Genomic DNA, 13,012 nt, shown 5'->3' on the forward strand with positions numbered 1-13,012 from the left:
GCGACGACGGGGCTGCGCCGACGAACCGCGACGGCCGCATTGCATCACCGCTCGACGGCCCGCCCCGGGGCTGCCAGCCGCCCATTTCGGGCAGCCTCAGTACGCCGGGGCGGGCCGTCTCGATGAGGCCTGCGGGGGCAGTGCAGGCCTGGGGGGCCGGGTTTGCCGGAGGGGGTCGGCAGACCCAGCAGAGGGACCCGTGGCAGAAGCTGGGTCCACTCGGAGGACGCGCCTGAGCAGGGGAAGACTCAGGCGCGGGCCAAGTCGGGAGGCAGCGGCACCTCCTCGATCACGAGTTGCGGGTGGCCGCTTCGGGGCGGCCGGCCGCGCGGGCGTTTGTCGCTGCAGACCCGTCCGTTCTCGAAGAGCTCGCCGCCCCACACGCCCCATGGCTCGTGGCGTGCCTTGGCGGCGTCGAAGCACTCGCTCGTCACCGGGCAGGCCGAGCAGATGGCCTTGGCGCGGGCGATCTCGTAGAAGTTCTCCGAGAAGAACAGCGGCGTCAGGGTGCCCACGAGGTCGCGGCAGCGACCCCGTGCGCGCCAACCCTCATTGGTGAGGGCCGCTGCGTTGTCGGTGTTGTCGATGACCAGTTCCAGCATGAGCTTTCTCCTGTGTCGTGTGGATTGCGAAGTGGTGGTGGTTGACGGGCAGTGGTGTCGGTGCGTGCACCGGAAACGCAAAACGGCCGCCGGGTTGTCCCAGCGGCCGTTCGGAGAGTTCTGGTGTCTCAGTGGACTACATCAGATACTCCGAAGGCCGCAGGCGGTGACGCTTGGTCGTTGTCGTCGGGTTGGCACCGTGACCGCGCACCACATGCTGGAACATGACCGGCATGGGACCCACCGCCGCGAATTGGCCGATGGCCGTGCCGCGCTCCCGCATGCGGGTGACGGGCCGCCAACAGCGCACGCCGGTTGCCGGCACCCGTACGCGATACCCGCAGGCACGCGCTGTGGTGTAGGCGCCGTGGTCGAACATTGGGGATCCAATCCGGTGGATGGTCGGGGCTGGTGGCCAGCTGCGGATACCCGACGATAGGCCGCAGCGGCGCCAACAGCACCACGTGGCGGCAGGTCGTGTCAAGTTATTTTCAGTCGAACTCGTATTCGAGCACGTCATCGGCGCGCCGGGAGACGCTGACTTCGCCGATGTAGCGCAGATGCTCGAGGTGAGCGAACGTCTCACTCTCGGCCATCGGGCCCCACGAACGCTCCTTGAACAGCTGCTTCATGTAGTCCTGCACGGGGGCACGGCCGAGCCGGTCCGAGGAGGTGCGAAGCAGGTCCAGGCGCTCGTTGTGGTGACGCTTGATGTCATCCACCCGCCCCGACAGGTCGGTGAACGGCTGGCCGTGGGCCGGCAAGCCCATCGTCACGCCGTCGAAGCTGGCGACCCGGTCGAGGCTGGTGAAGAAGTCCTTCAGCGGGTCACGCGCCGTAGTGATGCCCGAGATGTGCGGCGTGATCGTGGGCAGGACATGGTCGCCGCAGATCATCAGCCCGCCCTCGGGATCGAACAGGCACAGGTGGTCGATGGTGTGCCCGGGGGTGTGCACTGCCACGAACTCACGCCGCGCCAGCTTGATCCGGTCGGCGTCTTCGACGTGATGCGTGGGGTGCGGTGTGGCGAACCAGCGCCCGCCCCACCCATTGCGCATCGCCCAATAGCCGAGCTTGGCCCGGATGGGCATCTTGTAGCGCTGACCGCCCCATGGTGTGGGGCCGCCCGGACCGGTGTCGCGCCCGCCGTACACGGGGTCGGCCACGAGCTCGTTGTTCTCGCCGTCGGAGGACACCTGCTCCAGCGCCTCCTCGTCCTCGTCGGCGGTGTCCCACCACAGCCGGAAATGCCTGTGGGTCACAACATCGGCGCCGTACTCGCGGTGGAAGCGCCCCGCGGCCCCGAAGTGATCCGGATGGCTGTGGGTGACGATGATCGAGTGGATGCGCTCCGGCGGCACCTCGGCTTCGGCCAGTCCTGCCATCAGCGCCTTCCAGTTGGCCGGCCCCGGCAGACCGGGATCGACGAGGGCGGCGCCACGATCGTCGTCGAGGATGTAGCAGTTCACGTGCCCGAGACCGGGCATCGACATCGGCAGCTGCAGCCGGCGCACGTCGGGCGCGAGCTCAGTGATCTTGCCGTCGGGCGGCATCTGCTCCTCGCGGGTCGGACGTGACACGGGGTGCAGACTAGCGAGCCGTCCCAACCTTCTAAGGAGCGTTCGATTCTGTGCCGGGCTCTGCGGCTGCCTCGGTGGCTGAGCCAGTGCCACTCGGTTCGAGCCACTGGTCGCGGTAGAAGCGCAGTTCGTCGATGCTCTCGAGCACGTCGTCGAGCGCCCGATGCTTGGTGGTGCCGGCGCGGGATCGGCTCAGATCCGCCCAGGCCGCTGCGACGCCTGGCCGCCAGCGCTTGGCGAGTTCCTTGATCGACGACACGTCGACCACCCGGTAGTGCAGGTGCTCTTCCAGCGCCGGCATGTACTGGTCCAAGAAACGGCGGTCGGTCCCGATGGAATTCCCGCACAGCGGCGCGGTACGGGGCTCGGGAACGTGTTCGGCCACGAACGCGAGCGTGCGTTCCTGCGCTTCAGCCACGGTGATCTGCGACGCTCCGATCTCGTCGAGCAGCCCGGTGCTGGCATGCATGGTGTGCACTTCCGGGTCCATCGCGTCGAGGTCGGCCTGTGAGGCCCCGATGACCAAGGACGGTCCGGTGGCGATCACGTCGAGGGCATCGTCGGTGATCACTGTCGCGATCTCCACGATTCGATGGCGCCGATGATCCAGTCCAGTCATCTCCAGGTCGAGCCAGACCATCACGGGCAGCATGGTAGGCACGACCGGGGCTGCTGACCGCAATAGCGTTCCATCGATGAAGGTCGTGTTGGGACGACGGCAGGCGCGCCGCGCTCAGCGATCTAGCGGCGGATCGCGGCGGCGCCTCGTTTCCGGCGGACTTGAGCCCGTTGAGCGGCTCATCGCCGGGCTCACGGTGCTCGCGGTCATCTTGGCAGCCGGCACGACGGGTTATGTACTGCTCGGCCTCGATCTGCTCGACGCGTTGTATCAGACGGTCATCACCGTCTCGACGGTTGGCTACAGCGATCCAGCGGGTACAGGAGGCCGCTACCAGATCTTCACGATCGCCCTCATCCTGCTCGGCACCGGCACGTCGCTGTACACAGTCGGCGTTGTCATTGAAATGCTGTTCGAGGGACGGCTCGACGACCACATCAGGAGGCGGCGCATGCAGCGTTCCATCGACAGTCTTTCCGGCCACGCGGTGGTCTGCGGTTACGGCCAGGTCGGCCAAGCCATCGCCGCGGCCATGATCGACGCAGGCACCGATGTGGTGCTGATCGACAGCAACTCCGACGTCGATCCCGGCGACCTGCACTTGGTGCCCGGTGACGCCACCCACGACAGCACGCTGCGGAATGCCGGGCTCGAGCGGGCCAGTTCGCTGGTGGTGGCCTTGGACTCCGACGCCGACAATCTCTATGTCGCCTTGAGCGCCCGCGCCCTGTGCCCCGAGCTGTTCATCGTGGCGAGAGCCAATTCGGGCGACGCGTTGCCGAAGCTGCAACAAGCCGGTGCCGATCGCGTCATCAACCCGCACCAGATCGGCGGAGCGCACATGGCCGAGGCTGCGCTGCGTCAGGACGCAGCCGACGACGGCCAGCGCTAGTCGGCCACGAGGTTCAAGGAGCGGCGAGTTTGCTCGATGCGCTCGTAACCCTCGGTGTCGGCGAGGTAGCGACGCTTCGCCAGCCGCGCACGGGCCCGGCGCCTGCGGGCCCGCACGGCCTCGGCGCTTGCGACCCTTCGGGCAGCGCCTGCCACAGCAAGGCCACCGGCCGCCAGCCCCAGAGACGGCGGCCGGGATGGCGTCTTGGCGGTGCGATCGGCTTCGAATTCGAACTGGGAGACATCGAACAGCGTGAGCGGTGGCTGCGTCGGCGGGTTGGTGGCCATGCCTTCATGGCTACCGACGGGGTGTGACAACCAAAGCGAACGATGTCCGGCTTCAGCGGCCTGAGTGCCCGAACCCTCCAAGGCCCCGCTCGGTCTCGTCGAGAGAATCCACCTCGTCCCACTCGGCCTGCTCGACGCGCTGGATGACGAGTTGGGCGATCCGATCGCCGCGCTGGATCTCGTAAGGCTCGCTGGGATCGGTGTTCAGCAGCAGCACCCGCAGTTCGTCCCGGTAGCCGCTGTCGATCAGACCGGGCGAGTTGACGCAGGTGACCCCATGCCGCCACGCCAACCCGCTGCGGGGCTGCACGAAACCTGCATAGCCGGGCGGGATTGCCACTGCGATGCCGGTCGGCACCATGGCCCGGCCGCCGGCTGCGGCCAGCGTGACCGTCTCGGCGGCCAGCAAGTCGCATCCTGCGTCGCCGGGCTTGGCGTACGTCGGAAGCGGAAGGTCGGGGTCGAGGCGCCGTATCGGAACTGCCACCACGGCGAGCACTGTAGGTGAGGCCTCGAGCGAGCGGCCCCATGTTTCTGTGCCCGCGTCTTGTGGCTGCGGTAGGCCGCCCGGGACTCGAACCCGGCACCTTGGGATTAAAAGTCCCCTGCTCTACCCGATGAGCTAGCGGCCCGACGTCCGCGGGCGCCGATCCGGCGCTCCGGCACTCATATCGAGGCTACTGGCGGGGTTCTGGCTCTAGCCTGACGCCAGTGTCACCAGCATCCGGGCCCGAAGAGCCGCCTTCGCCTGCGGCAACGCCCGCTGCGGCGCCCGAGTCGGAGCTGCTGAGCGATGACGAGCTGGATGCCATCGAGGACGATCTGGCACGAGCCGAACGAACCTTGGGCCTGCTGGCAGACGACGACATCGATCCCGCGGTGGCAACGGCCTGGCTCGCTGATTCCTGAGTGGCGGCGTCCTGAACCGCGGCGCGAACAGGCGAGCCTGCTTGCCGGCGCGGCTACTCGATGGTGAGGTCGACGTTCGACGAGACCAGCTCGACCCGGTTGCGCGGTTCCAGCTGATCCCAGCTCCAGCTTGCGTCGGCTGCAGCGCCGTCGAGCCAGAACCACCGGCCTGCCAGGTTCGGCACCCGCTCGTCGCCGAGACCCACCCGCGCATCGATTGTCTTGAGCACACCTGCGTGGCCCACGAGCAGGACGCGGCCGCAGACAGACAGATGTCGCCGCAGCGCCGGCAGCAGCCGCCGGGCGATGCTGTCTTCAGACTCGAAGCCTGGCGGCCACCTCCTCGCTGCGACATCGCCGGGCCAGCCCTCGTCGATCTCGGCCCGGGTGAGGCCTTCCCACGGTCCCGCACTGCGCTCGCGCAGTGCCTCATCGGTCACGACATCGCTCACGCCGAGCTGCTTGGCGATGATCTCAGCGGTCCGCCGCGCCCGTTGCAGGTCGCTGGACACGATCAGGTCGAACGCAGGCAAGTCGAACCCGTGCCGACCGGTGTGCAGATCGCGCCCCCGCATCACCGGTGTCCGCCAGCTGTCGTCCGCGGCAGCGAGCGTGGTGGCCAAGGCGTCGCCGGCAATCTGCGCCTGCCGCTCGCCGAGGCCGGTCAACACCGGATCGGCCTGTCCCTGCCAGCGGCCGCGCAGGTTCCATTCGGATTGACCGTGCCGCACCGCCAGCAACTCTGAATGCTGTGTCACGGCGCCCGACCCTAGAGGCTCGTCCGCGTTGCCTCTGGGACGTGATCGGTAGCATCGCGGCGATGCCGACAGTGACAATCCGCCTGTTCGCGGGGGCGCGCGAAGCGGCCGGTGTCGGCAGCACCCAGACCGAGGCGTCCTCAGTCGCTGAGGCACTGGACTGGGCGAAGGCGAGCTTCGGTGAGGGCTTCAGCGCTGTTCTGGCCGCCAGCAGGGTCTGGCTGAACGGCGAACCGGCGCTCGGGGAGTCGAAGCTCAGCACCGGAGACGAGATCGCCGTCTTGCCGCCCGTCTCGGGCGGCTGAGCGGCGGCTGCACCGTGGCAGCGTCGCCGGATCTCGAGCTGGCGCGGCCGCGAACCTCCGCAGCGGCGCAATGGCTCGGCCCTGCGGTCGAATTGGGTGACGCCACCATCAGCGGCGGACTGATCTGGGTCGTCGGGCTGATCGGTGCCTTGTGGGCGGGGGCGGTGACGTTTGGCATCGCACTGACAGCGGTCGCCATGCTCGGCGCCTGGCAAGCTGCGGGCGTTCGCAGCCGCGCCGGAGCGACACGCCCATCGTCGAGCGCGACGGAGGCGCGGCCGCAGATTGCCGAATCGCTGGTGCTTCCCCAGAGTCATCGGCTGCCCGCTGCCGCGCTCGCCGGTGCAGTCGGATTCGCAGGCGTCCTCGACACCCGCCTGGCGGGGGTCGTTGTGGGCGGGGCGGTCGCCGCCAGCTTCATCGTGGTCGCAGCCTTGCGACCCCGCCGCCCCGACACCGGCGCTGCAATGGGGGAACAGGCGTCGCCGCTGCGGTACCTGAGCGGTGCAGGGCTGCTGATTCGCACCTGGATGCAGGTCGGCGTCGCGGCCGCGTGCTTGGCAGCCATCGCTCGCTACTCGCTGGGAGCGGCACTCGTGCTCGTGAGCGCGGCCGCCGCTCACGACGCCAGCGCGCACCTCAGCGCGTCGGGTCGGCAGCCGGGGCTTCGCGGTCCGCTGATGGGAGCGATCGCCGCCGTGATCGCCGTCTTTGCCCTGACCGGCCTGAGCGTGCCGCCGTTTGCACCCAACGACGTCTTCAGGTTCGGTGTGCTCGCGGCGTCGACCCTGCCGCTCGGCCCCGCGCTCGCCCGGCCGAATACCGCGCTCGCCGCACGCCGAGAGCACGTCCGGGCAGGCCCGCCGAACGCCAACAGACGATCAGTCGCCGGCAGCGGTGCATCGGAGCCCGCCGGCGGGCTCCAGCGTGCGCGGGAGCGTCTGGCCGGGGAGTGGGCCGTGCGCAGGCTCGATTCGCTGAGCGTCACGGCTCTGGCGTGGCTGTGGGGCTTGGGACTTCTCGCCATCTGAACGTCTCATCCCCACGGCGCTGCTGCGCACTCAGTTCGTGACGCTGCGGTGATCTGCGTAGCGTTATCGGCCGTGGCCCACGATGTTCCTGACCGCCAGATGCCTGGCCGCGTCTTGCGGGTCGCCGTGCTGTGCATGCACACCTCGCCGTTGCGCCAGCCCGGCAGCGGCGACGGCGGCGGCTTGAACGTATACGTGCGCGAACTCACTGCCGCGCTGGCGCATCTCGGCGTCGACTGCGACATCTACACGCGCCGCACCGATCCGTCGCAACCCGATCAGCTCGAGGTGGAGTCGGGGGTGACGGTCACACATGTCGATGCCGGTGCCCCGTCGCTCGACAAGGACGACCTGCCGGCGGTCGTTGCGGCATTTGCCGGCAGGGTCGGCGAGCACCTCGCTCGACGCCCAGTCGACGCAATTCACGCTCACTACTGGTTGAGCGGCATGGCCGGGCACCAACTGAAACACCGCTTGGACATTCCGCTGGCAGTCACGTTTCACACCCTCGGGCGCGTCAAGACGAGCACCGGCGACGCCGAGCCACGCCACCGGGGCGACGCGGAGCAACGAGTCATCGACTGCGCGGACGCCGTGTTCACCTCCGGCGACGCTGAGGCGGCCCAGCTCACGTCGCTGTACGACGTTGCGCCCGAGCGTCTCCACGTGCTGACACCCGGCGTGGACCGGGCCATGTTCGCGCCCGGCCAGCGCCATGGGGCTCGTGCAGCGATCGGCCTTCCACCGGGACCGGTGCTGCTGTTCGTGGGTCGCCTGCAGCCGCTGAAGGGCGCCGAGCTGGCCGTTGAGACGCTCGCAGCCACGAGAGCTGCCGGCGCAGCGGGCGCCCACGCCCAGCTCATCGTTGTGGGTGGGCCCAGCGGTCCGCGCGGCGAGGCCACGCTGTCCCGCCTGAAAGCCATGACCGACGAGCTGGCCGTGACAGACCACGTGCGGTTCGTCGATCCGCTCCCGCACTACCTGCTGTCGACCTATTACCGGGCCGCCGATGTGTGCTTGGTACCCAGCCGCTCAGAATCGTTCGGGCTCGTTGCGCTCGAAGCCGCGGCGTGCGGGACACCGGTCGTCGCGTCCGACGTCGGCGGTCTGCGCGACAACGTCGTCGAGGGCAATACGGGCTACCTCATCTCCGACCGCAGCAGCGACGCGTTCGCCCGCCGGGTCATCGACATCCTCGCTGATCCGCTGCTGGCGCTGCGCCTCGGCGATGCCGGCTCTCGCCGCGCCGAGCGCCATAGCTGGCGTGCGAGTGCGGCCGCGGCGCTGGACGTGCTCGACACCGCGGCCCGGCGAGAGCTCGTCGCCTGCCTGTGACCCGCCGGCCGGCGTCCGACGCCGAGCTCGATCGGCTCGAGTCTCGCATGGACGATTGGCTCGCCGACTGGGCCCGCTCACAGGCCGACGGCGGCGCCGACGAGCGCCCGATGCTGCTCGACGTGACCCGTGACGAGGAGGTTCCGCGGCGCTGGTACGTGCGTCTGGCCGGGGAATCGCGCGATGTCATCGCCATCTGGCTGACGCTACGCCAGCGCACGCTGGCGTATGAGTCCTACGTGCTCCCGACGCCGCAGCATCGAGCGGACCAGGTGGCCGACTTCATCCTGCGCCGCAACTACTCGCTGGTGGGCGCCCAATACGGCATCGGCCCCGAGGATGCCGTGTACCTGACGGGGGAGCTGCCCACCCACTGCGTCGACGAGGACGAGCTTGACCGGGTCGTCGGATCGCTCTGGGCGTACATCGAGCGTGACTTCACGACGCTGATCCGCCTCGGCTTCAAGCCATAAACCGCGAAAATCATTTGACACGTTTCATTGGTTTCTGATTGATTTGATTCTTGCCGGGGCACTCGCCTGCAGGCCGCAGGGAAGCGTCCCACTTCACCGCGAGTGCCCCGGCACCGCCATTGGGCTTGGCAGCGGTCCTGATGCGGTCCGGTACCGTGACCGCATGGCTGACAGCGTCGAACTGCTGATCGTCGGCGGCGGCAAGATGGGCGAAGCGCTGCTGGGCGGGTTGCTCACGGCCGGCCGCAGCGCCGAGAGCATCTGCGTCGCTGAGCCGATTGCCGCGCGCCGCGATGAGCTGGCCGATCGCTACGGCGTCGCTGTCTCCGGTGACGTCCCGGCGTCGGCCGGCGCCATCCTCGCCACCAAGCCCGACGTCATCCCGACCGTCGCCGCCGCGGTCACGGCCGCCGGCACCGAGCGCATCCTCTCGATCGCTGCCGGAGTCACGCTCTCGACGCTCGACACCGCTGCAGGCACCGGCACCCCGATCGTGCGCGCCATGCCGAACACGCCCGCACTGGTGTCGGAGGGCGCGGCGGCGATCTGCGGCAACGACCGAGCCTCCGAAGACGACCTCGGATGGGCCGAGGAGATTCTTGGTGCCGTAGGACGTGTTGTGCGCGTCCCCGAGCACCTGATGGATGCGGTGACCGGTCTGTCTGGGTCCGGACCGGCGTATGTGTTCCTGGTGGCCGAGGCAATGATCGAGGCGGGCGTGCTCATGGGCCTGGGCCGACCGGTGGCGGCGGAATTGGCCAACCAGACACTGCTGGGTGCCGCGACGCTGCTGGCCGAGGGACGTTCGCCGGCCGATCTGCGAGCCGACGTGACGTCGCCGGGCGGCACGACGGCGGCCGGGCTCCGCGAGCTGGAGGGCCACGGCGTGCGTGCCGCATTCGCTGCGGCCGTCGAAGCAGCCACGCGCCGCTCCGCCGAACTCGGCTCGGCGTGATCGAGCGCCCGCGACGACGAGCCGGCCCCTAGCCATGACAGGTTTCGACACGATCACGTGCCTGAGTGATCTGGGCACCGCAGACGAGTCGGTGGGCGTCATTCACTCGATCGTGCGACAGGCCGCTCCCCATGCCGCCGTGATCGACTTGTGCCACGAGATCGATCCGGGCGATACGCGCACGGCTGCCTTGATGCTGGCGCGCAGCGTGTCGCACCTAGCGCCGGGCGTGGTGCTCGCATCGGTCGGACGCCGTTTGGACAGGCCCGCCATCGCCGTCTCGGTCGGCGACGGCCAGTCGATGCTGGTCGGCCCCGACAACGGAGTGCTCGCCGCTGCCACCGCCGCGGTCGGCGGCGCGGACATCGCAGTGCGCATCGAGTCCGCCGGCTGCGGCGATCCCCAATCCGTGCTTCACCCGGCGCGCGATGTGCTCGCGCCCGCAACCGGCCGACTGGCGGCAGGAGAGCCGATTGAAGCCCTGGGCGCGCCGATCGACCCCTCGCTGCTGCTGCCGTCGCTCGTTGCCGTGCCCCGCGTCGAAGACGACGGTTCCGTGACCGCCGAAGTGCTGTCTGTCACGCGCTGGGGCACGGTGCAGCTCAACGTCGACCGCGAGACGCTGGCGACCCTCGGCGATCTCCTGGTCATGGAATGGACTGCAAGCGCGAGTGCGTCACAGCCCGGGGAAGCGAATTCGCAGTCGGTCCGGCTGGCGGCGGCGGGCTCGGCGGGCTCGGGCAGCCTTGGGTTGTGCGACGATCCTTTCGGCCTGCTCGAGTTGACGGTCGCCGGCGGGAGCGCCGTTCATCTCGGCTTCGCGGTGGGCGCCGAAGTCCGGCTGCGCGCTGCTGCATGAGAAGGTGACATGAGGCCTCGAACAGCACTCGTGCTGGCCGTGCTCGCGGCGGTCATCCTGCTCGCCGCCACCATCCAACTGCTCGTAGCCCTCGACTGACCGCCCTGTGGCCCCATTTGCTGAGCGATCTTTCGTTGAACGCGTGGAAACGGGGTGCCGGATCGGCGAGACTGTGCGGGCCGCATTTCCGAACCCTGGGTAATCCGCGTGTCCATCGTTGTCATGGGCGTGAGCCATCGCAGCGCACCGCTTGAGCTATTGGAGCGCTGCACGGTTGGCGCCGCCGACGTGCCGAAACGACTTGCTGATCTCGCATCGTGCGCGAACGTCAGCGAGGCGGTCGTCGTGTCCACCTGCAACCGCACCGAGGCCTACGTCGTGGCCGAGAAATTCCATGCGGCGTTCGGCGAGATGCGCGATTTCTTCTGCACGCTGTCGGGTGCGGCACCCGCTGAGCTGTCCGACCATCTCTACGTCCACTACGACGACGACGCGGCGCGTCACCTGTTCCGTGTGGCCAGCGGTCTGGAATCCGCCGTGGTCGGGGAGCACGAGATCTTGGGCCAGGTCCGCACTGCATGGGACACGGCACGAACCGAGGGCACCGCGGGCGCGGTGCTCAACGGACTGTTCCGACACAGCATCAGTGCCGGCAAGCGCGCACGCACCGAGACCGGCATCGCGCGGGGGACGGCGTCGATCAGTCACGCGGCAGTGAGCATGGCCAAGAGCCATCTCGGCACCTTGGAGCGTGCTCAAGTGCTTGTCGTGGGAGCCGGCGAAATGGCCGAGGGCATGATCGTTGCGCTTGCGGCAGCCGGTCCTGCGGCGGTGCAGGTCGCCAACCGCACGCCTTCGCATGCCGAGGCCTTGGCAGCTCGGGTCGGAGGCCATCACTTGCCGCTCGGAAGCCTGGAAGATGCGTTGGTCGAGGTCGATCTGCTGCTGACGTCCACTGGTGCCAGTTCGGTGATCGTCGACCACGCCAGCGTCGGAGCGATCATCGAGCGACGCGCCGGCCGACCGCTGCTGATCGTGGACATCGCCGTACCTCGCGATGTCGACCCGGCCGTGGCCCGCCTGCCGGGCGTCACCCTCCTCGACATGGACGACCTGTCCCGGTTCGCCGAGGTCGGCCAGGCGGGCCGGCAAGCGGAGGTGGCGGCGGTCGAATCGATCCTGGCCGATGAGACGGAGCGTTTCTCCGCCGACCGCACCGCCCGGGAGATGGCACCGCTCATCGAATCGCTGCGCGGCAGGGCTGAGGCAGTGCGTCAATCCGAGCTGGCACGTGCGCTGGCGGCTCACCCCGATCTCGACGACGACGCACGCGAGGCGCTCGAGCGTGCAACCGCCGCGCTCGTCAGCAAGCTGATGCATCAGCCCACCGTGGCGTTGAAGTCCGCGGCAGGCAAGGCCAAGGGCGACCGGCTCGCAGACTCAGTGCGCGACCTGTTCGATCTGTAGAACTTGATCGCGTGAGGATCGCGACACGATCGAGCCCGCTGGCGACTTGGCAGGCGCGCGCCGTCACCGCCGCGCTGGAGGCAGCCGGAGCTTCCCGGGGCGACATCGAGCTCGTGCCCGTGAGCACAACGGGCGATCTCGACTTGTCCACGCCGATCTCGGAAATGTCGGGCAGGGGCGTGTTCGTGACCGAGGTGCAAGCAGCGGTGCTGGACGGCCGCGCCGACATCGCCGTACACAGTGCCAAGGACATGCGCTCCGAGCCGACCCCGGGCCTGACGCTGGCAGGCTGCCTGGTGAGGGGCGACTCGTGCGACGCGCTCGTCGGCCTGGCGCTCGATGAGATTCCCCGCGGCGGGGTCGTGGCAACCGGATCACAGCGCCGCCAGTGCCAGCTAGCGGCACTCCGCGGTGATCTGCGCTTCACCGGTCTGCGCGGCAACATGGCTCGTCGCATCGCCGCGGTCGCCCAGCCCGACGTCGACGCCGTGATCGTGGCAGCGGCGGCGCTTGAACGTCTCGGCGAATCTCACCGGATCGCACAGCGATTCAGCCCCGACGAGATCGTGCCTCAAGCCGGCCAGGGCGCCATCGCGATCGAGCACCGCACCGGCGACGCTGACGCGGCTGCTGCCGCTGGCGCGATCATCGACGAGGTGACGACACGATGCGTTCACGCCGAGCGCGCGTTCTTGCGAACGCTGGGCGGCGGCTGCGATCTGCCCACGGGCGCCCATGCCACCGTCGATGCCGACGGGAACATGGCCATGACCGCTGTTCTGGCCACCGCAGACCGGGACAGTGTGATGCGTGCGTCAGGCCGCCACCTCGACGGCGAGATCCTCGGCGTAGCGCTCGCCACTGAATTGCTCGCCCGTGTCGACTCCGCAGAGCTGAAAGCGTGATGTCCCCCCGCGACCTTCTGATCTGCGCGCGGGAT

General features: G+C 68.9%; 17 protein-coding genes and 1 tRNA gene. 10 read left to right on the top strand and 8 right to left on the bottom strand.

The genetic code is table 11. From position 1 onward, the window contains the following. Window positions 1-248: 248 nt before the first annotated feature. The 4 genes from ACOGXD_RS06635 to orn all read right to left on the bottom strand — a co-directional run bounded on the left by ACOGXD_RS06635 (window position 249) and on the right by orn (window position 2,822). Entirely contained in the window at window positions 249-602 is a 354-nt protein-coding gene (locus ACOGXD_RS06635) for a WhiB family transcriptional regulator (RefSeq protein WP_419917094.1), read from the bottom strand. A 136-nt stretch (window positions 603-738) separates the two neighbouring features. Then, complete coding sequence (locus ACOGXD_RS06640; protein ID WP_419917095.1) at window positions 739-981, bottom strand: hypothetical protein; 243 nt, start codon at window positions 979-981, stop codon at window positions 739-741. 112 nt (window positions 982-1,093) lie between these two features. After that, window positions 1,094-2,182, bottom strand: coding sequence for an MBL fold metallo-hydrolase (locus tag ACOGXD_RS06645; protein ID WP_419917096.1), 1,089 nt, complete (start codon window positions 2,180-2,182; stop codon window positions 1,094-1,096). Between the two features lie 31 nt (window positions 2,183-2,213). Continuing rightward, window positions 2,214-2,822: an oligoribonuclease gene (gene orn, locus ACOGXD_RS06650; RefSeq protein ID WP_419917369.1), complete on the bottom strand. Its 609-nt coding sequence runs from the start codon at window positions 2,820-2,822 to the stop codon at window positions 2,214-2,216. A 55-nt stretch (window positions 2,823-2,877) separates the two neighbouring features. Here orn and ACOGXD_RS06655 point away from each other — a divergent pair, with 55 nt between their 5' ends. Then, window positions 2,878-3,693, top strand: a complete 816-nt coding sequence (locus ACOGXD_RS06655; RefSeq protein ID WP_419917097.1) for a potassium channel family protein — start codon at window positions 2,878-2,880, stop codon at window positions 3,691-3,693. Here the strand turns inward: ACOGXD_RS06655 and ACOGXD_RS06660 are convergent. The 3 genes from ACOGXD_RS06660 to ACOGXD_RS06670 all read right to left on the bottom strand — a co-directional run bounded on the left by ACOGXD_RS06660 (window position 3,690) and on the right by ACOGXD_RS06670 (window position 4,612). Then, window positions 3,690-3,980 (bottom strand): hypothetical protein, encoded by a 291-nt coding sequence (locus ACOGXD_RS06660; RefSeq protein WP_419917098.1) that lies wholly within the window; start codon window positions 3,978-3,980, stop codon window positions 3,690-3,692. The two genes, ACOGXD_RS06655 and ACOGXD_RS06660, sit on opposite strands and share 4 nt — an antisense overlap. 52 nt (window positions 3,981-4,032) lie before the next feature. After that, a complete protein-coding gene (dut, locus tag ACOGXD_RS06665) occupies window positions 4,033-4,467 on the bottom strand; it encodes a dUTP diphosphatase (protein ID WP_419917099.1) in 435 nt (144 codons plus the stop codon). A gap of 72 nt (window positions 4,468-4,539) precedes the next feature. Next, window positions 4,540-4,612, bottom strand: a tRNA-Lys gene (locus ACOGXD_RS06670). Window positions 4,613-4,691: 79 nt separating this feature from the next. Here ACOGXD_RS06670 and ACOGXD_RS06675 point away from each other — a divergent pair. Next, window positions 4,692-4,889 carry a hypothetical protein gene (locus ACOGXD_RS06675; RefSeq protein WP_419917100.1) on the top strand — a complete coding sequence of 66 codons (198 nt, stop codon included), beginning with the start codon at window positions 4,692-4,694 and terminating at the stop codon, window positions 4,887-4,889. A gap of 53 nt (window positions 4,890-4,942) precedes the next feature. Here ACOGXD_RS06675 and ACOGXD_RS06680 read toward each other — a convergent pair whose 3' ends face one another. Continuing rightward, the gene (locus ACOGXD_RS06680; RefSeq protein WP_419917101.1) at window positions 4,943-5,647 is read right to left on the bottom strand and encodes a histidine phosphatase family protein; all 705 of its coding nucleotides are present in this window, start codon (window positions 5,645-5,647) and stop codon (window positions 4,943-4,945) included. A 62-nt stretch (window positions 5,648-5,709) separates the two neighbouring features. Here ACOGXD_RS06680 and ACOGXD_RS06685 point away from each other — a divergent pair, with 62 nt between their 5' ends. From ACOGXD_RS06685 to hemC, 8 genes are all read left to right on the top strand, one after another. Continuing rightward, window positions 5,710-5,952 (top strand): MoaD/ThiS family protein, encoded by a 243-nt coding sequence (locus ACOGXD_RS06685; RefSeq protein ID WP_419854863.1) that lies wholly within the window; start codon window positions 5,710-5,712, stop codon window positions 5,950-5,952. 14 nt (window positions 5,953-5,966) lie between these two features. Next, window positions 5,967-6,983 carry a hypothetical protein gene (locus ACOGXD_RS06690; protein WP_419917102.1) on the top strand — a complete coding sequence of 339 codons (1,017 nt, stop codon included), beginning with the start codon at window positions 5,967-5,969 and terminating at the stop codon, window positions 6,981-6,983. Between the two features lie 72 nt (window positions 6,984-7,055). Next, a complete protein-coding gene (locus tag ACOGXD_RS06695) occupies window positions 7,056-8,318 on the top strand; it encodes a glycosyltransferase (protein WP_419854861.1) in 1,263 nt (420 codons plus the stop codon). Between the two features lie 47 nt (window positions 8,319-8,365). Next, window positions 8,366-8,791, top strand: coding sequence for a YbjN domain-containing protein (locus tag ACOGXD_RS06700; protein ID WP_419917103.1), 426 nt, complete (start codon window positions 8,366-8,368; stop codon window positions 8,789-8,791). Between the two features lie 163 nt (window positions 8,792-8,954). Next, window positions 8,955-9,746, top strand: a complete 792-nt coding sequence (proC, locus tag ACOGXD_RS06705) for a pyrroline-5-carboxylate reductase (protein WP_419854859.1) — start codon at window positions 8,955-8,957, stop codon at window positions 9,744-9,746. A 34-nt stretch (window positions 9,747-9,780) separates the two neighbouring features. Next, a complete protein-coding gene (locus ACOGXD_RS06710) occupies window positions 9,781-10,605 on the top strand; it encodes an SAM-dependent chlorinase/fluorinase (RefSeq protein ID WP_419917104.1) in 825 nt (274 codons plus the stop codon). A 207-nt stretch (window positions 10,606-10,812) separates the two neighbouring features. Continuing rightward, entirely contained in the window at window positions 10,813-12,072 is a 1,260-nt protein-coding gene (locus tag ACOGXD_RS06715) for a glutamyl-tRNA reductase (RefSeq protein WP_419917105.1), read from the top strand. Window positions 12,073-12,083: 11 nt separating this feature from the next. Next, the gene (hemC, locus tag ACOGXD_RS06720; RefSeq protein WP_419917106.1) at window positions 12,084-12,977 is read left to right on the top strand and encodes a hydroxymethylbilane synthase; all 894 of its coding nucleotides are present in this window, start codon (window positions 12,084-12,086) and stop codon (window positions 12,975-12,977) included. The last annotated feature ends 35 nt before the right edge of the window (window positions 12,978-13,012 follow it).

Origin of the sequence: Candidatus Poriferisodalis sp., from assembly GCF_965204125.1 — a bacterium.
Classification (GTDB): domain Bacteria; phylum Actinomycetota; class Acidimicrobiia; order Acidimicrobiales; family Poriferisodalaceae; genus Poriferisodalis.